We start from the raw sequence: 15,808 nt of genomic DNA, 5'->3' as shown, positions 1-15,808 counted from the left end.
CGTCAGTAACGCAAAGGAGATTTTCGATGACACAAAATGAACTCGTATCGATTGAGGCGAACGAAGCTGATTGCTTGACCGTGCGGGCCTATTTCGACGGTGAAGTGTATCTGCCGGTCACGATCTCGAAAGAGTTCCTGACCACGGCACTACTGCACCTTGATAGAGAACAAGGTGGAATTCGGCCTCTTTCACAAGCCGGGCGCGATCATCATCGCCCATTACGGTGCGGATCTGGCACATATGCCGGCCATCTGGTCCGACCGGCGCTGGCATATCGGGTGCGAAGATCTCGATGGCATTCACTACGCGCCCTATGAATTGGAGTGAAGCATCTGTGGGAGGGCGGCGTCGGTTGCCCTCCATCTCTTGAGTCACCAGCGCAGTGGTTGTCCGTCGGCGGTGCCTTGCTCGTTACCGGATGCGAGACTCTGCGCGCTGTACTCCGGCTTGCCAGCCGGAACGGAGCGGCCCCCGCGCCTGCCGGCGTTATTCGGGGGCCGCGCTCTCTTTCTCTCTGACGCCCCAGTCTACGGCTCGTTCAGCCAGCCTCAAGGACGAGCGGTTCCCCCAAAATTCTAGCGAATTTCGGCTCCCCCGCTCGCCGGCTCCGCCGGTCGCTTCGCGCTCCTTGACCCTGTCTTCGCTGCGTCCGTGCCCGCCTCCCGTCATCGACACCTAGGAGGACAGCATGACCTACGAATTCACTCTCGAACGCCACATCGAAGAACTCAACGCCGAGTACAAAGCCTACCTCGATCCCATCGAACGCGAGGCGATCTGGAACGCGCTGCAGAAAGCTGGCGAGGCTCTCGCCGCCGAGGAAGCCGAGAGCTTCTGGGTCTCCTTCCTCGCTCCGGCCGAACCCGTCCCGGCCGCAAGCCTCCCGTTCTGAGCTTTCGGGAGACAGGCGCGAATGCGCCTGTCTCTTTTTTATTGCTCAAGGCCGCTCGCGGGCATCGAGGCCATTTGCGGCCTGACGAGGGGAAAGGCTTTTTGCCTCTTCCGTCACACATCCCTCTTCATGTGCCTTGTACTATCAGGCGCGGGTTCATCCTCGATTTCCTCGTGCGGCTATAAGGTGCTCCACATTCGTTGATTAGGGGCACCGCGTTGGCCATCATGCGATGGCGGACCATCGGCGGGGGCGATGATGCCGCCCCGCAGACACACTTGACCTGTCAGCCTGGCACCACACATACTGACAGTCACTATTGAAGGAGGCGCGCTATGCGCGTTGCCAGATGGGGCACCAGCCTCGCGGTCCGCATTCCCGCCGCAGTCGTTGACGCCCTCGGTCTGAAGGCTGGCGATGAGGTCGAAATCCGCGTCGCCAATCGTCGCGACTTAGAAATCGCCCCTGAACAAGATCGCAAGGACCTGATCCGTAGCTTGCGTGCCTTCCGCGGACGATTGCCGACGGACTTTGTTTTCGATCGCCAGGAAGCAAATAAGCGATAAGTGCTGATCCCGGCATGAGTTGGATATGTTCATCCTGGCTCATCTGATTTCCAGTTCAATTCTTGCGGTTTAAAGCTGACAAGAAAGGTTCGGATCGCCGCGCCTCGCGCTGACTCTTCCTTGGAATCGCGCCAGGGCGCAGCGGCAATCCTTGCCGCCGCAATTCACACATATGCCTGGGTTCTCGTTCTTGCCTACGGCACAATGGCGATCGCGAATGGGCCGATGACGAGGACGTGGCCAGTTATCGTGATGCCGAAACGGCAACACGTGTTGTCCATTCTCTGACTTCTCCAGGCCGAGCGATGCCGGAATCCTGTCTCCTCTCGATAACGCCAGCAGTGGGGAGGAACGCGATGAGGCCGGATGCATCCCAGTGGCGCTCCTCCGCGTTTTACGATCATGTCGAAGAACGTCTGACCGCCTCCGATCTCGCCTGGGAATGGCTGCGCCGCATCGAGGCGTATGGACACGATTACATGGCATTCGCCAGGACTGGCGCTGATCCTCGTCCGCTCGTGGCCAGAATCCACGCGCGATGGGGGCTGCAATTTCCCGGTCGATCCCTCGCATGACGCCTCCGAGGCAGCCGTATTCTGGTCGCCGCGGGATGATACTGGCGTTGTCCTGTTGACGCAGGCCGCCGAGTTCCAGATTGAGCCGAATGATATCGAGCCGGACATCTCCGGACGCGATTTGCATGTCGACGAGTTGGGCACGCATTTACGCTACGATCTCGGCAATGGGCAACACGTCCAACTCCTATGCCACGGCAATGCCGAGCGGGCAGGGGCCCTTGCCGCTCTCGTGCCGCTCGGCCTGGAGGGCTTCGACCGTCTCGAAGCGCTCTACCGTTTCCTGGCGGTGTTGCATCGACGGCGCGTGCCGCCCGATAGCCGCCTGACCGCGCAGCAACGGGCCAGGGCTCGCCGTATGCTGCAGGCCTGGGATGGTTTGCACTACGGCGCCACCCAGCAGGATATCGCGCGGGTCGTGTTGCGCCAGGCGCCGCTGGGCCGCGATGACTGGCAGGCTGCCTCGGCTCGCTACGCCGTCATGGCCCTGCTGCGGGATGCCCGGGGCATGATTGCTGGCGGCTATCGCAAACTGCTTCATCATCGCCGTCGATCCTAGCCGCATCCAGCGTCGATCCGAGTGTGCGAATTTTGGTACTCCCAAATTCCCACTGCATCTCGACGCTGTCACTTCGCCATCGTGGTCGTCGTTCGCCGCTGTTCGTCAGCGCCGACCCCCCGACGCCATGAAAGGCATGTCCCATGCGACCCGACGCCCTGCCGCCGCACTTTTTGCGCACCAAGCAAGCCGCCCAGTTCCTCAGCCTGTCCGCCCGCACGCTGGAGAAACACCGAACCTACGGAACCGGTCCCGCCTATCGCAAGCTCGGCGGGCGCGTCGTCTATGCCGTCGACGATCTTCTCGCCTGGACCGACCGCGGCGCCGTCACCTCGACCAGTGATCCTCGCGGAACGGTCCTGCCAGCCAAGCGCCATGCCTCGCCGTTGCTCCACGCCAGCCGCTTTCCTCGCTGACAGGCAGCTTGTTCATGATGATGCGGCATCAGCCTTCGGAGCGCGGGCAACTCGACCTGTTCCGCTCGCGTCCCGGTGACGTCGCGCCCCGAGACGCCCAGGATCTCATGGCCTATCCCTTCTTTTCCCTCGCCAAGTCGCATCGGGTCACGCCGATCGATTTCCTCGCCGGCGGCGTCTCTATCCGGGTCGAGGCTGTGCCCGAGCATGGCATGGCCACGATCTGGGATGCCGACATCCTGATCTGGGCGGCGAGTCAGATTGTCGAGGCCCGCGATGCCGAGCTGCGCACCTCTCGGCTCATGGCCGCCACGCCCTACGAGATCCTCAAATTCGTCGGGCGCGGCACCTCGCTACGCGACTATCAGCGGCTCAAGGCCGCGCTCGACCGCCTGCAGTCGACCACTGTGTGCACCTCGATCCGTCAACCGTCGGAGGGTAGGCGGCACCGTTTTTCCTGGATCAACGAATGGCAGGAGCGCACCGATCAGCGCGGGCGCCCCCTGGGCATCGAACTCATCTTTCCCGACTGGTTCTACCGTGCCGTGCTCGATGATGCCTTCGTGCTTACTATCGACCGGGCCTATTTCGATCTGACGGGCGGACTCGAGCGCTGGCTCTACCGCCTGGTGCGCAAGCATGGCGGCCGCCAGCGTGGCGGCTGGTGTTTCGAGTTTCGGCACCTGCACATCAAATCCGGTGGACTGTCCTCGTACAAACGCTTTGCCTTCGAACTGCGCACCATCGTCCGGCGCCAGCGGCTGCCCGGCTACACGCTGTTCCTCGAACACGACGGTCGTGGTCAATCTCTGCTTTCCTTCGAGCCATCCACGCCCAGTGGAAAAGCTGTGGATGGGCGCGTGCTTTCGGGAACCCGCATACACGTGCCATCGGGAACCGACCTCACGTGCTATCGGGTACCCAAACAGGATGTAACCCACGGCAGCCAAAGCGAAAATCGCGTTTCTAACTTAGAATCTAACGTAGAATCTAACTTCTGTTGCGCATGCCACGATGTGGAAAAGTCCGTCGAGGACAGTGGCAAGAGGCCACGTCTGAGCTCGCGCAACAGCACAGACGCCCGCACCTGCCGCAGGCACAGTTCCATCCCTGGTGATGCGTCGCAGGCACGGCAATGCCCCCGCTGTGTCCAATCGCGAGGAACGCGATGATCGCCTCTGTCCAGCGCGGCGAGATCCTCGCCGACATGCTCTGCGTCGTGCTCGCGGACGCATTGCTATCCCATCCAGGAGAACTCACATGACCGGCGCAGCTTCTCACGGCGTGCGCGGCGACTCTCGGCCGACCGCACACGAAGACGCTCTCACGCATGTCGAACTGACCTGGATCGATCGACGCATGGAGAACTGGATCCGCTTCGGCCATGCAGTCCAAGAGCGGGTCCTCGATCAACGCCGACGCGTTCTATCCTTCCGGCCGGGCAGCATTTTCGCGTTCCTGCGCTGGGCCGCCAATGACTACGGAACGATCCTGTCCCGCATCGACATCGTGCGGGCGGTCGAGCCGGACGAGCCCTATCAGACGCTGCCTTTCGTGTGGCGCGGGGGTGACATTCTGCTCAAGATCGATGGTTGGCCCAAAGTCGAGCAGGTGCTTCGGCACATCGATGCGATCGAAGCGCTCGGCATCGATCCGACCGACGTCGCGCCTGATCACTGGCAGCATGTTCACAACCGGATGAGTGCCGGTTTGACGCCGCGATCCTACACGCTGGGGCGCCATCGCGCCTGGCTGAAGCGGCGGGAGATCGAACGATGACCCGCTTTGGCTATGTCGTCGCGACCTCATTCGCAACGCTCGGCATAGGCATCGCATCGGCTGTCCCGATGCCGCTGAAGCTCGTTTGGAATGCCTCGGCCAGCACGCCGGTGGGTCTGTACTTGATCGGATCGGCGGACCCTCTCGTTGCCGACAACCTTGTCGCGGTGCTACCGCCCGAGCCGGTCGCCCGCTTCATGGTCGAGCGCGGCTATGTCGGCGAAGGCGCGCCGCTCCTTAAACATGTCGCCGCACGGTCGGGGCAGGTGGTGTGCCGACGTTGGCGCAGCATCCGGGTCGATGGAGCGGTGGTCGGCGGTGCGCTCGATCGCGACCGGCAAGGCCGCGCCCTGCCGGTCTGGCAGGGCTGCCGTCGGCTGTCCGATGGCGAGGTCTTCGTCATGAATCCAAACGTCCGTGACAGCTTCGACGGCCGCTACTTCGGCGTGCTGTCGGCGAACAGCGTGATCGGACGGGCAATCCCCTTGTTCACCGACGAAGCCGGTGATGGCCGATTTCAATGGCGCGCGCCGATGCGCTGAGCGCTCGCTGGCGACGTGCCTGTCGTCACCTTTCCATCACCAAACCACCACCAAACGGAGACCGACATGCCCCTGATCGGACATTTCATCCGCGAGAAGCACGGATTTTTCGGACGCATCCATACGTTTTGCCTGAATGCAGAGATTGTCCTCCTTGCCGCGGAGCCAAACGAGGCTGAGAACGCACCCGACTACCGTCTGCATATCGGCGGTGAGGACGGTCCGGAAGTCGGGGCTGGCTGGAAGCGCTCTAGCGACAAGGCCGGCATCTACATTGCCGTGTCCATCGATGATCCGGTTTTGCCGCAGCCGATCCGCGCCAATCTGTTCCAGAACGGCAACGACAAATCCTCCTGGTCGCTGCACTGGAACCGTCAGCGCGATCGTTCCGAGAAGGATTGAGCGATGGTCTGTCTCCGTTCTTCGAAGGGCTGTTGGACTGCACGTACCCTGCATTGTGCTGCCCGAGGCCTGGTACTCGTCCTCCTTCCCGGCCTTGCTCTGACTTGCGCGGGGCCGACCTCCTCGCCCGCACAGACGGTGTCCATCGCACCTGTGGGATCGCGCCATCCCTATCGCGTTCACGTCGAAGAAGCCGCGCAGCGCTTCGGCCTGCCGCCAGCCTGGATCCGAGCCGTCATGCGTGCTGAGAGTGACAGCGAGATCGGCGCCGTCTCGCGCAAGGGCGCCCGAGGCCTGATGCAGATCATGCCGGCGACGTGGGCCGATTTGCGTGCTCGGCATCGCCTCGGCCCCAATCCCTTCGATCCGCGCGACAACATCCTGGCAGGCGCTGCCTATCTGCGCGACCTTTACGACCGCTATGGCTCGCCGGGTTTCTTGGCGGCGTACAACGCCGGTCCGGCACGCTATGAAGCCTATCTCGCCGGGCGTCCCTTGCCGGCCGAGACCCGTGGCTATGTCGCAAAGCTCGCGCCGATCATCGGCCTCGACAAGCGCTTGCGCCCTTTCGCTTTTGCGTCGATCGATCCCAGGGCCTGGAAGCGCGCACCGCTTTTCATTGGCCAGTCGGACGGCCAATGGGTTGTCGCGCGTCTGCCGGTCGATCGTCGGCCAAATGACAGAGCCGTTGCATTCGAGGCACACAGCATCGCAGCCATCATGCCGCGTTCGGAGACCCTGTTTGCAACACGCTCACGCCGAAGGAGGGCGCCATGAGCGTGCCGGTGTTGTTTCGTGCTGTTTCGGGCTCTGGCGTGGTTTGGAGGGAGTGGAGGGGGAGGGCAGGGGAGGCCACCGTAAGCGTCCGGCGCCGGCACATATCCCTATCTATTGACAGGATTTGCAGCCTTCCACGCCCAGGGCAAGAGTTCATCGAGCCGGTTGACGGGATGACCGTCGACCATGCGCTGAAGGATATCGGCGAGATAGGCATAGGGCTCGACGTTGTTGAGCTTTGCCGTCTCGATCAGCGAGCACAGGATCGCCCAGCGCTCGCCACCGGCATCGCTGCCGGCAAACAGATGGTTCTTGCGTCCGAGGCTCACGGGTCGGATCGCTCGCTCGACCGGATTGGTGTCGAGCTCAATGCGGCCGTCGTGGAGGAAACGGGTCAGCCCTTCCCAACGCGACAGCGCATAGCGGATCGCATCGGCGAGTGTGCTGCGGCCGGGGATGCGCTTGAGCTGTGCGCCCAGCCAGGCATGCAGTTCGTCGACCAGCGGCTGCGATCGGCTCCGGCGGGTTGCCAGCCGGTAGGGCGGAGATTGGCCGCGGACCTGCGCTTCCACAGCATAGATCATGCCGATCCGGCGCAAAGCCTCGTCCGCCACCGGCGATCCCGTGGTTTGCGACACATCGTAAAAGTTGCGCCGCGTATGGGCCCAGCAGGCGGCCAACACGATCTCGCCCTTGGCGGTGAGTTGCTCGAAGCCGGCATAGCCATCGACATGCAGCACGCCCTTGAAGTGCTGGAGATGCGATACGGGGCGTTCGGCCCTGCGATCGGGAGCGTACAGATAGACCGCGGCCGGTGGCTCAGGCCCGGACCAGGCCCGTTGCTCACGGGCATAGACCCAAAGCCTGCCGGTCTTGGTGCGGCCACGGCCAGGATCGAGCACCGGGATCGACGTGTCGTCGGCAAACAGATTGTCGGAGGCGAACACGTTGCGGCACAGCCTTTCGTGCAAGGCTTCGAGCCACCAACAGGCGCCGCCGACCCAGCCGGCGAGCGTGGAACGCGCCAGCGCGACGCCGTGCCGGGCGAAGATCTGCGACTGGCGGTAGAGCGGCGTGTGGTCGCAATATTTGCTCACCAATACATGTGCGATCAGCGCCGGTGTTGCCATGCCGCCGGCGATCAGCCGCTCCGGCGCGGGCGCTTGCGCCACCGTCTCGCAGGCCCGGCAGGCATATTTGGGACGGACCGTGCGGATCACGCGAAGCTGCGCCGGGATCCAGTCCAGCATCTCGCTGACGCTTTCGCCGATTGCATGCAACGCGCCGCCGCAGCCCGTGCAGACGGCACTGTCGATATCGATCCGCACGTCCTCGCGCGGCAGATGATCGGGCAAGGATTTGCGGTGGGATGGCCGCTTGGAAGCCCTCTTTGCGGCAGCAGGATGGCTCTCGCGAATGCGGGCGATGTCGCTGTCGAGATCTTCCAGGGCGAGCGCCAACTGGTCGGCGTCGAGACGCTCGGAGCGGCGGCCGAACTGCGCCCGCTGAAGCTTCTTGATGATCGATTGCAGGCGCTCGATCTCGCCGTCGCGGTTCTCGACAACACCCGCCATCTCACGCACGAACTGGTGCAGGAGACCGATATCGGAAGGCAGATTGTCGAGGTCGATCAACATGATCGACTCTACCATGAAGCGCCCAAAACCCCAAGGATTCCGGGCGTTTACATGCTGTTTGGCGGTGGATTCTCAGCCCGCCAGAGCAGGCTTCCACACCCGCTCCGGCGCGCGCCAATCGATGCCTTCGATCAGCATGGCGAGTTGCGCCGACGTCAGTGTGATCGAGCCGTCGAAGCCAGCCATCACCGGCCAGGCGAAGCTACCTTGATCGAGCCGCTTGGTGAACAGGCACAGCCCGTTCCCATCCCAGAACAGGATCTTCAGCATCGAGGCTTTCCTGCCTCGGAAGGCGAACAGATGACCCGAGAACGGATCCTGCTTCAGCGTTTCCTGCACCAGCATGGCAAGCCCGTCCAGACCCTTGCGCATGTCGGTGTAGCCCAGAGCCAAATGCACTTTCACGCCGGCCGGGACCATCATCATGATGCAAACTCTCCACGCTCGGCCTGCGCTCTAACGACATCGGGATTGCTGCCGACCGGCACGAAGGCTCGCCGCCCATCGGCAAGATCGACCGCCATCATGTCGGCGGGCGGCTGCACAAGGTCGCGCAGGGAAAGCGTCGCCAGCGTGCCATCAGCCTGTGTGACGGATGCGAGCTGGGCGCGCTTCTTCTGCGGCACGCCGCATTCCGTTCGCCAGCGGAACAGCAGCCCAGTAGCGATCCCATGCTTGCGGGCCACACTCGACACGGTGAGGCCGGGTTGGTCGCTTTCGAGAGCGATGGCGCGCTTTTGCTCGTCGCTGAAGAAGCGACGGACTGGCCGCGCGAGTGTCGTCGGCTCACCGCTTGGCGCTTCCGTCAAGTCGTTTCTCGGAGCCCGGCCGTTAGTACTATCACTAACGGCCGGGCGGGCGGAGGGATGAAGATGCGCCCGCCAGTCGATTTCCACCTCGCCGCTCTCCAGCAGGAAGCACCATCGGCGCAACGTATGCGGCGACAAATGCAGCGAGCCGGCGTAGTCGCGGATGCTCATCCCGCTCCAGTTCATCGCCTCCACATGCATTGCCCAGAACGCTTGAAGCGCCCTGTTGCAGGTGTCCGTGCTGACGGCGTAGTGCCGCCGGACGCCGTTCTTTCGGCGCTTCTCGCGCTGCGCCAATCTCTTCTCGCGGCGCAATTGTACCTGATATTCCGCATGCTTACGGGCAGCGTCAGCGCCAAGAAGGTACTCGAGCCAGCGGTCGAACGTGCCCTTCGTCAGGCGATGCTTGCGACAATATTCCGTCCGCGTCACGCCGCTACGGCGCCAGGCATCGATGTGAATCAGCCAGTAGGACTGGCGTGCCTTGTTCTCGTAATGTCTCAAATTCATCGCAGATCCTCCTTACTGCGAAAGAACCCGACATGCTGCGATATTGCACGAGGCAAAGAGCGTGCAAGCGGGGCACGCTTACACACGACCGGAGGATGGCGAGATAAAAGGCCGCGAGGTGCGGCTTCGGTCGGTTGTGGTTTTTCAAAGGGTTATGAGGCGATTTCGCGAGGTGCGGGAATTCCTCGCACCTCGCGGCAAATCCGTTTCCCCAAGAATTTCCTGCGCTTGGCGCGATGTGCAGAGCATTGGCCATGACCGGCGACAATGAATTCCGTATTCGGCCTGGCCGCATTCGCTCGACGCGCGCCCAGGCCGCGCGTCCCTTCATCGCACAGGCACTGGCAGCCGCGCAGAAGGCCGGCGCTCATGTTTCGCGCTCCGGCCGGATCAGTTCCGGCAATCGCTCGACCTTCGGGCGAGGACGCACCGCGAGCGTTCGCGCCAACCGCCTCCTGACTGGGCGCTCGCGCATCGTCGTCATCAAGACCCGGGTCGTGCGCCACACCGCGCGTGCCGCGCCGCTCGCCGCTCATCTCACCTATCTGCGGCGCGAAGGCGTGACCCGCGACGGAGAGAAGGCGCGGCTGTTCGGACCGGATACCGAGGAGGTGGATGGCCGCGCCTTCGCCGAGCGGTGTCAGGACGACCGGCATCACTTCCGCTTCATCGTCTCGCCGGAGGACGCCGTGGATATTGCGGACCTCAAATCCTTCGCCCGCGATCTCATGGGACAGATGGAGAAGGATCTCGGCACCAAGCTCGACTGGGCCGGCGTCGATCACTGGAACACCGACAATCCGCACATCCATATCCTCGTGCGCGGACGGACCGATGACGGCCAGGACCTCGTCATCGCGCGCGACTACATCAAGGAGGGTATGCGCGCCCGCGCAGCCGACCTCGTTACGCAGGAGCTTGGCCCGCGCACCGATCTCGATATCCATCGCAATCTGGAACGCCAGGTCGAAGTGGAACGCTGGACGCAGCTCGACCGGCAGCTTGTTCGCGACAGTCGCGAAACCGGCGTCATCGACATGGCGGTCGATCCGAGCACCCGGCCCGACGAATACCATGCGCTGAAGGTCGGTCGGCTCCGCAAACTCGAAACCCTCGGCCTCGCCGAACAGGTCGGCCCGGGCCAGTGGATAATCGACTGCAAGGCCGAGGCGACGCTGCGCGAACTCGGCGAGCGCGGCGACATCATCAAACGGATGCACCGGGCGTTGACCGAGCGCGGCATCGAGCGCGGTTCGGCCAGCTATGTCCTCGCTGCCGAGAGCCTCGACACGCCGATCATCGGCCGGCTGGTCGATCGCGGTCTCGATGACGAACTGAAAGGCACCGCCTACGCCGTGGTTGACGGCGTCGATGGTCGAACGCACCACATCAAGCTGCCCGACCTCGACGCGGCCGGCGACAGCATGCCGGGCTCGATCGTCGAGTTGCGCAAGTTCGATGACGCGCAGGGGCAGCGGCGTGTCGCGATCGCCGTCCGTTCCGATCTCGACATCGATCGGCAGATCACGGCGACGGGCGCGACCTGGCTCGACCGGCAGAATATCGCGCGTGAACCGGCCGCGCTGTCCGAGGGCGGCTTCGGCGCCGCGGTTCGGGAAGCGATGGATCGGCGCGCCGATCATTTGGTCGGGCAAGGTCTCGGCGAGCGGCATGGACAGCGCGTCACCTTCAATCGTGGGCTGATCGACACGCTGCGTCGCCGCGAACTGGACGCGGTCGGCGAGAAGCTCGCCGCCGAGACCGGCCAGCCGTTCAATCGCGCGGGAAGCGGCGAATATGTCGCCGGCACGTACCGCCAGCGCCTCACGCTCGCCTCGGGCCGTTTCGCCATGCTCGATGACGGCCTCGGCTTCCAGCTCGTGCCCTGGTCGCCCTCCGTCGAAAAGCAGCTCGGCAAGCACGTCTCCGGCGTCGCCCGCGACGACGGCGGCATTGACTGGAGTTTTGGCCGCAAGCGGGGACTCGGCTTCTGATCCCTCGCAGAAAGACGCATCGCTATGTCCGCTACGAAAATCCTCTGGGGCCAGATCCTCACCGTCTTCGCTATCGTGTTGGTCACAACCTGGGGCGCCACCGAATGGGTAGCCTGGCGGCTCGCGTTCCAATCGGAACTCGGTGTGCCGTGGTTCCGGCTGTTCGGTTTTCCCTTTTACATGCCGCCTTCGTTTTTCTGGTGGTGGTACGGCTTCGATGCCTATGCCCCGACGATCTTTGTCGAGGGCGCCTTCATCGCCGCGTCCGGCGGGTTCATCTCGATCGCCGTTGCCATCGGCATGTCGGTCTGGCGGGCGCGCGAAGCATCGAGGGTCGAGACCTATGGCTCGGCACGCTGGGCCGAAAAGAGGGAGGTGGAGGCCGCCGGCCTTCTCGGCCCCGACGGCGTCGTGCTGGGGCGTTATGACCACGCCTATCTGCGCCACGATGGGCCGGAGCATGTGCTGTGCTTCGCGCCGACCCGTTCCGGCAAGGGTGTCGGCCTGGTCGTGCCTTCGCTGTTGACCTGGCCGGGCTCGGCGATCGTCCACGACATCAAGGGCGAGAACTGGACGTTGACGGCAGGCTTCCGTGCCAAACACGGCCGGGTGCTGCTGTTCGATCCGACCAACGCCAAATCATCCGCTTACAATCCGCTGCTCGAGGTGCGCCGCGGCGAATGGGAAGTCCGCGACGTCCAGAACATCGCCGACATCCTGGTCGATCCCGAAGGTTCGCTGGAGAAGCGGAACCACTGGGAAAAGACCAGCCACGCCCTGCTGGTCGGCGCGATCCTCCATGTCCTCTATGCCGAGGTGGACAAGACGCTCGCCGGCGTCGCGGCATTCCTGTCGGATCCGAAGCGCCCGATCGAATCCACCCTCGCAGCCATGATGAAGACGGCGCATCTCGGCGAGGCGGGACCGCACCCCGTCATCGCCAGTGCCGCCCGCGAGCTGCTCAACAAATCCGACAACGAGCGCTCGGGCGTGCTCTCCACCGCCATGTCGTTCCTTGGGCTTTATCGCGACCCCGTCGTCGCCGAGGTGACGCGGCGCTGCGACTGGCGGATCACCGACATCGTGGGTGACAAGCGACCGACGACGCTCTACCTCGTCGTGCCGCCCTCTGACATTAATCGCACCAAACCGCTGATCCGTCTGATCCTCAATCAGGTCGGCCGTCGCCTGACCGAGGACTTGCGGGCGAAGTTCGGTCGCCATCGGCTCCTCCTTATGCTGGACGAGTTTCCGGCGCTGGGTCGCCTCGACTTCTTCGAGAGCGCACTCGCCTTCATGGCTGGCTATGGGCTGAAGAGCTTCCTGATCGCCCAGAGCCTCAATCAGATCGAGAAAGCCTACGGCGCGAACAACTCGATCCTCGACAATTGCCATGTGCGTGTGAGCTTCGCCACCAACGACGAACGCACCGCCAAGCGCGTGTCGGATGCGCTCGGCACGGCGACTGAGATGAAGGCGATGAAAAACTATGCCGGCCACCGGCTGTCGCCCTGGCTCGGCCACTTGATGGTGTCGCGCTCGGAAACGGCCAGGCCGCTGCTCACGCCCGGCGAGATTATGCAGCTTCCGCCGGCAGACGAGATTGTCATGGTGTCAGGCACGCCGCCGATCCGGGCGAAGAAGGCGCGTTATTTCGAGGACGGGCGATTCAAGGAGCGCATCCTGCCGCCACCGGCTCTGGTCCAGCCGAAGCACGGGCGGCAGGACGATTGGACGGCCTTGCCTCTGCCACCTCGGCCACATCATGCCGACCAATCTGCGGTCGCCGAGGCGGCGGACGACGATCCGACCGAATCCGAACGCCGTCACCAGCCCGAACTGAGCCGCGTGAAGCCGGTCGAGAAGAAGCCGCCTGTCGAGAACGAATTCGAAATCGATGTCGAGCGTGACGAGGACGACGATGTTGCCGCGCGCAACCGGAACATGACGCGGATGATGCAGGGCGTGGCGCGGCAGGTGTCGCTCGATCCAAACGACGGCATGGAATTGTGAGGCGCCCATGTCGAAATCACCCAAAAAGCAGCGTCTCTCCGTCTATCTCGATCCGGGCGTGATGGGCCGGCTTGCCGAACATGCTGCGCGACGTGATCATTCGCGCTCGCTCGTTGCTGAGGCAGCTATCGAATCCTTCCTCTCGCCCGATGCGGCCGAGCGGCAGGAAGCAGCCATCACCAAACGCCTCGATCAGTTCGATCGACGTATGACGCGGATGGAGCGCGATATTGGTATCTCCGTCGAGATGTTCGCCGTGTTCGTTCGGTTCTGGGTCGCGACCACGCCGGCGTTGCCCGAACCCGCCGCGCAGGCTGCGCGAGCCAAGACTCGCGAGCGCTACGATGCCTTCGTGACCGCGCTCGGCCGGCGGCTCGCGAAGGGACCGAAGCTGCGGCAGGAAATCTCGGAGGATGTGGATGGCCTTGAGGGTCGGCAAGACTCCCCGTAAACCGCCGGTTGAGGCGGATGATCTCGATGCGCGAAGGCCATCACCCTATCTTGACGAGGTTCTGGTTGGGCAGAGGCCCGCCCGGAAACTGGGCGAGCTTGCCGCCGGTAGCCAGTGAGCCGAGATCAATCCCGGCGAAACCGAGCTGCTCGATCAGGGCGGCGACCTCAGCCTTGGCCACAGCGTCGTTGCCGGAGTAGAACAGCACGCGCCGCCCGCCATCGGAGCGGGGATCTGTGGCCAGCAGCTCTGCGCGCAGGTGGTTGAAAGCCTTCACGACGCGCGCACCGGGAACGAGATCGGCAAACACCTCGCTCGACGCACGATCGCCGAGCTCCACCGGCTTGAACAGCGGCGCCTCGATCGCATTGTTGGCGTCGATGACGATCCGCCCCTTCCAGTCCGGAAGACCCGCCGTCGCGGCCGGGAGCTTTGTCCAGTTCACGGCCACGAAGACAATGTCGGCCTGCGCCGCCTCCTCGCGGGTGCCCGCCTTGATCGTGGGGCCGAGGTCACGCACCAGGTCCTGCAGGGAGTCCGAGCCGCGGCTGTTGGAGATCACGGCTTCGATCCCCGCGCGCGCCAATGTACGCGCGAAGGCTGTGCCGATCGCACCTGATCCGATGATTCCGATGGTCATGTGATGTCCTTTCAGAAAGTGCGGGACCGCGGCTCTCGATCACGGCCGGCATGGCGCTTGCGGGTCACAATTTTGGTGTCAGCGCGCCGAGCTGCTGCATAAGCGAGAAGAGATTGGCCACGCCCCAGTGATCGGTGATCTTACCGTCGCGCACTCGCATCACATCGACGGTCTCGAATTGAATTTCGCGGCCTGTCGGATCAACCCCGAAGAACTCTCCGCGGTGTGTCCCGTGATAGGTCTTGTAGGTCGTCACACGGTCTCCATCGGCAAGCTGCCAGTGGATCTCGGCATGAAAGTCGGGAAACGCCGCGCGCAAGACTTTGTACAGCTCCCGTGCGCCGTTCTTGTCCGGCGTGCGCCCCGGCTGTGGCGTGTGGTCGAGGAAGTCGTCGGCGAACAACTCCTCGAACACCTGAAAATTGCCGCCGCCCTGGACTTCCTCCGTATTGCGGCGGACAACGGCTTTTGCCGCTTCGCTGATATTGTTCATGGTCATGACGTGCTCCGGAAAAATGGCTGAGATCTTTGCAGCAGTATCGGGGCTCACGCCCCTGCGCCTGCCTTCTGGCCGAGAAGCTGAAGCTCCCAGGCGAACGATGTGCCCGTTGCGCCGGTGTGCGGCAGGACTGCACTGCCAAGTGCTGCGGCTGAGTCCTGACGCGCCCAGTCGCGCTGCCACTCGCTCGCGACCGCCAGCCAGTTCATCGGCACGACGCCTGCCATCATCATGCGGCGCACGCCCATTTCGTGCGCCTCGACGCTGACGCCTCCCGATGCGTCGGTGACTGCGTAAACGTCGTAGCCTTCGCCAGCAGCCTGTATCGCGGGCATCGCGAGACAGATTTCAGTCCAGAGCGCGGCCATGACGATCTTCTTGCGTCCGGTCTTCTTCACGGCCTCGACGACCCGCGCGTCTTCCCATGTGTTGATGAAGGTACGGTCGATCGGCTTCTGATCGGGGAACACATCCTGCAGCCCCTGGATGAGCTTGCCGCCGCGATCCTCCACAACGGTCGTCAGGATGGTAGGGACGTTGAAAACCTTGGCTGCCTTCGCAAGGCCGATGACGTTGTTCACGATCATCATCGGCTCATGGCTGTGCAGGTTGGCGAACTGGAAGGGCTGGTGGTCGATCAGGACCAGCACCGACTCTTCCGGGGTCAGCAGCGCGTTGAGGCCGTTCTTGAGGACTGGGGACTGGGTCATTGGCGCTCGCTCCGATTTGGTTGGTGGTGTTCCG

The 15,808-nt window shown here is 63.5% G+C and carries 20 protein-coding genes; 14 read left to right on the top strand and 6 right to left on the bottom strand.

Annotated elements, in window-relative coordinates; genetic code table 11:
* Positions 1–174 precede the first annotated feature (174 nt).
* The 11 genes from AB4037_RS30965 (at position 175) to AB4037_RS30915 (ending at position 6,511) form a co-directional block, all read left to right on the top strand.
* The gene (locus AB4037_RS30965) at positions 175–330 is read left to right on the top strand and encodes a hypothetical protein (RefSeq protein ID WP_441774140.1); all 156 of its coding nucleotides are present in this window, start codon (positions 175–177) and stop codon (positions 328–330) included.
* A 361-nt stretch (positions 331–691) separates the two neighbouring features.
* Positions 692–895 carry a hypothetical protein gene (locus AB4037_RS30960; protein WP_441774139.1) on the top strand — a complete coding sequence of 68 codons (204 nt, stop codon included), beginning with the start codon at positions 692–694 and terminating at the stop codon, positions 893–895.
* 335 nt (positions 896–1,230) lie between these two features.
* A complete protein-coding gene (locus AB4037_RS30955; protein WP_441774138.1) occupies positions 1,231–1,461 on the top strand; it encodes an AbrB/MazE/SpoVT family DNA-binding domain-containing protein in 231 nt (76 codons plus the stop codon).
* 305 nt (positions 1,462–1,766) lie between these two features.
* Positions 1,767–2,036 carry a transcriptional regulator domain-containing protein gene (locus AB4037_RS30950; RefSeq protein ID WP_441774186.1) on the top strand — a complete coding sequence of 90 codons (270 nt, stop codon included), beginning with the start codon at positions 1,767–1,769 and terminating at the stop codon, positions 2,034–2,036.
* Positions 1,927–2,595, top strand: coding sequence for a DUF2285 domain-containing protein (locus tag AB4037_RS30945; protein WP_441774137.1), 669 nt, complete (start codon positions 1,927–1,929; stop codon positions 2,593–2,595). Before AB4037_RS30950 ends, AB4037_RS30945 begins: the two co-directional genes overlap by 110 nt.
* A 143-nt stretch (positions 2,596–2,738) precedes the next feature.
* Positions 2,739–3,011, top strand: coding sequence for a helix-turn-helix transcriptional regulator (locus tag AB4037_RS30940; RefSeq protein ID WP_441774136.1), 273 nt, complete (start codon positions 2,739–2,741; stop codon positions 3,009–3,011).
* A gap of 14 nt (positions 3,012–3,025) precedes the next feature.
* The gene (locus AB4037_RS30935) at positions 3,026–4,183 is read left to right on the top strand and encodes a replication initiator protein A (RefSeq protein ID WP_441774135.1); all 1,158 of its coding nucleotides are present in this window, start codon (positions 3,026–3,028) and stop codon (positions 4,181–4,183) included.
* 88 nt (positions 4,184–4,271) lie between these two features.
* Positions 4,272–4,790: a DUF2840 domain-containing protein gene (locus tag AB4037_RS30930; protein WP_441774134.1), complete on the top strand. Its 519-nt coding sequence runs from the start codon at positions 4,272–4,274 to the stop codon at positions 4,788–4,790.
* Entirely contained in the window at positions 4,787–5,332 is a 546-nt protein-coding gene (locus tag AB4037_RS30925; protein ID WP_441774133.1) for a S26 family signal peptidase, read from the top strand. The genes AB4037_RS30930 and AB4037_RS30925 overlap by 4 nt, the downstream gene beginning before the upstream one ends.
* A 66-nt stretch (positions 5,333–5,398) precedes the next feature.
* A complete protein-coding gene (locus AB4037_RS30920) occupies positions 5,399–5,734 on the top strand; it encodes a DUF736 domain-containing protein (protein ID WP_441774185.1) in 336 nt (111 codons plus the stop codon).
* Positions 5,735–5,872: 138 nt separating this feature from the next.
* The gene (locus tag AB4037_RS30915; protein WP_441774132.1) at positions 5,873–6,511 is read left to right on the top strand and encodes a lytic transglycosylase domain-containing protein; all 639 of its coding nucleotides are present in this window, start codon (positions 5,873–5,875) and stop codon (positions 6,509–6,511) included.
* Positions 6,512–6,618: 107 nt separating this feature from the next.
* Here the strand turns inward: AB4037_RS30915 and tnpC are convergent, their stop codons facing one another.
* From tnpC to tnpA, 3 genes are all read right to left on the bottom strand, one after another.
* Positions 6,619–8,148, bottom strand: a complete 1,530-nt coding sequence (gene tnpC / locus AB4037_RS30910; protein WP_441774131.1) for an IS66 family transposase — start codon at positions 8,146–8,148, stop codon at positions 6,619–6,621.
* Positions 8,149–8,220: 72 nt separating this feature from the next.
* Complete coding sequence (gene tnpB / locus AB4037_RS30905) at positions 8,221–8,574, bottom strand: IS66 family insertion sequence element accessory protein TnpB (protein ID WP_441774130.1); 354 nt, start codon at positions 8,572–8,574, stop codon at positions 8,221–8,223.
* Positions 8,571–9,467: an IS66 family insertion sequence element accessory protein TnpA gene (tnpA, locus tag AB4037_RS30900; protein ID WP_441774129.1), complete on the bottom strand. Its 897-nt coding sequence runs from the start codon at positions 9,465–9,467 to the stop codon at positions 8,571–8,573. Before tnpA ends, tnpB begins: the two co-directional genes overlap by 4 nt.
* Positions 9,468–9,721: 254 nt before the next feature.
* Between tnpA and AB4037_RS30895 the strand changes: the two genes are divergently transcribed.
* The 3 genes from AB4037_RS30895 to AB4037_RS30885 are packed head-to-tail and all read left to right on the top strand — an operon-like array spanning position 9,722 to position 13,925.
* The gene (locus AB4037_RS30895) at positions 9,722–11,461 is read left to right on the top strand and encodes a relaxase/mobilization nuclease domain-containing protein (RefSeq protein ID WP_441774128.1); all 1,740 of its coding nucleotides are present in this window, start codon (positions 9,722–9,724) and stop codon (positions 11,459–11,461) included.
* 24 nt (positions 11,462–11,485) lie between these two features.
* Entirely contained in the window at positions 11,486–13,474 is a 1,989-nt protein-coding gene (locus tag AB4037_RS30890; RefSeq protein ID WP_441774127.1) for a conjugal transfer protein TraG, read from the top strand.
* 7 nt (positions 13,475–13,481) lie between these two features.
* Positions 13,482–13,925: a CopG family transcriptional regulator gene (locus tag AB4037_RS30885; RefSeq protein ID WP_441774126.1), complete on the top strand. Its 444-nt coding sequence runs from the start codon at positions 13,482–13,484 to the stop codon at positions 13,923–13,925.
* A gap of 40 nt (positions 13,926–13,965) precedes the next feature.
* On the opposite strand, the gene AB4037_RS30880 is transcribed toward AB4037_RS30885, so the two are convergent.
* The 3 genes from AB4037_RS30880 to AB4037_RS30870 form a co-directional block, all read right to left on the bottom strand.
* Positions 13,966–14,565: an NADPH-dependent F420 reductase gene (locus AB4037_RS30880; RefSeq protein ID WP_441774125.1), complete on the bottom strand. Its 600-nt coding sequence runs from the start codon at positions 14,563–14,565 to the stop codon at positions 13,966–13,968.
* A 64-nt stretch (positions 14,566–14,629) separates the two neighbouring features.
* Entirely contained in the window at positions 14,630–15,058 is a 429-nt protein-coding gene (locus AB4037_RS30875; RefSeq protein WP_441774184.1) for an ester cyclase, read from the bottom strand.
* Positions 15,059–15,111: 53 nt separating this feature from the next.
* Positions 15,112–15,774, bottom strand: coding sequence for a hydrolase (locus AB4037_RS30870; RefSeq protein ID WP_441774124.1), 663 nt, complete (start codon positions 15,772–15,774; stop codon positions 15,112–15,114).
* Positions 15,775–15,808 lie beyond the last annotated feature (34 nt).

This window comes from Labrys sp. KB_33_2, assembly GCF_052114505.1.
Classification (GTDB): domain Bacteria; phylum Pseudomonadota; class Alphaproteobacteria; order Rhizobiales; family Labraceae; genus Labrys.
Note: the sequence above shows the minus strand (reverse complement) of the source record. Positions and strands in the feature narration are given on the sequence as shown.

Excerpts from the sequence above, each read along its gene's own strand:
- AB4037_RS30960 (WP_441774139.1), top strand. The coding sequence starts at position 692 with ATGACCTACGAATTCACTCTCGAACGCCACATCGAAGAACTCAACGCC.
- AB4037_RS30955 (WP_441774138.1), top strand. The coding sequence starts at position 1,231 with ATGCGCGTTGCCAGATGGGGCACCAGCCTCGCGGTCCGCATTCCCGCC.
- AB4037_RS30950 (WP_441774186.1), top strand. The coding sequence starts at position 1,767 with ATGCCGGAATCCTGTCTCCTCTCGATAACGCCAGCAGTGGGGAGGAAC.
- AB4037_RS30945 (WP_441774137.1), top strand. The coding sequence starts at position 1,927 with ATGGACACGATTACATGGCATTCGCCAGGACTGGCGCTGATCCTCGTC.
- AB4037_RS30940 (WP_441774136.1), top strand. The coding sequence starts at position 2,739 with ATGCGACCCGACGCCCTGCCGCCGCACTTTTTGCGCACCAAGCAAGCC.
- AB4037_RS30935 (WP_441774135.1), top strand. The coding sequence starts at position 3,026 with ATGATGATGCGGCATCAGCCTTCGGAGCGCGGGCAACTCGACCTGTTC.
- AB4037_RS30930 (WP_441774134.1), top strand. The coding sequence starts at position 4,272 with ATGACCGGCGCAGCTTCTCACGGCGTGCGCGGCGACTCTCGGCCGACC.
- AB4037_RS30925 (WP_441774133.1), top strand. The coding sequence starts at position 4,787 with ATGACCCGCTTTGGCTATGTCGTCGCGACCTCATTCGCAACGCTCGGC.
- AB4037_RS30920 (WP_441774185.1), top strand. The coding sequence starts at position 5,399 with ATGCCCCTGATCGGACATTTCATCCGCGAGAAGCACGGATTTTTCGGA.
- tnpC (WP_441774131.1), bottom strand. The coding sequence starts at position 8,148 with ATGTTGATCGACCTCGACAATCTGCCTTCCGATATCGGTCTCCTGCAC.
- tnpB (WP_441774130.1), bottom strand. The coding sequence starts at position 8,574 with ATGATGATGGTCCCGGCCGGCGTGAAAGTGCATTTGGCTCTGGGCTAC.
- tnpA (WP_441774129.1), bottom strand. The coding sequence starts at position 9,467 with ATGAATTTGAGACATTACGAGAACAAGGCACGCCAGTCCTACTGGCTG.
- AB4037_RS30895 (WP_441774128.1), top strand. The coding sequence starts at position 9,722 with ATGACCGGCGACAATGAATTCCGTATTCGGCCTGGCCGCATTCGCTCG.
- AB4037_RS30890 (WP_441774127.1), top strand. The coding sequence starts at position 11,486 with ATGTCCGCTACGAAAATCCTCTGGGGCCAGATCCTCACCGTCTTCGCT.
- AB4037_RS30885 (WP_441774126.1), top strand. The coding sequence starts at position 13,482 with ATGTCGAAATCACCCAAAAAGCAGCGTCTCTCCGTCTATCTCGATCCG.
- AB4037_RS30880 (WP_441774125.1), bottom strand. The coding sequence starts at position 14,565 with ATGACCATCGGAATCATCGGATCAGGTGCGATCGGCACAGCCTTCGCG.
- AB4037_RS30875 (WP_441774184.1), bottom strand. The coding sequence starts at position 15,058 with ATGAACAATATCAGCGAAGCGGCAAAAGCCGTTGTCCGCCGCAATACG.
- AB4037_RS30870 (WP_441774124.1), bottom strand. The coding sequence starts at position 15,774 with ATGACCCAGTCCCCAGTCCTCAAGAACGGCCTCAACGCGCTGCTGACC.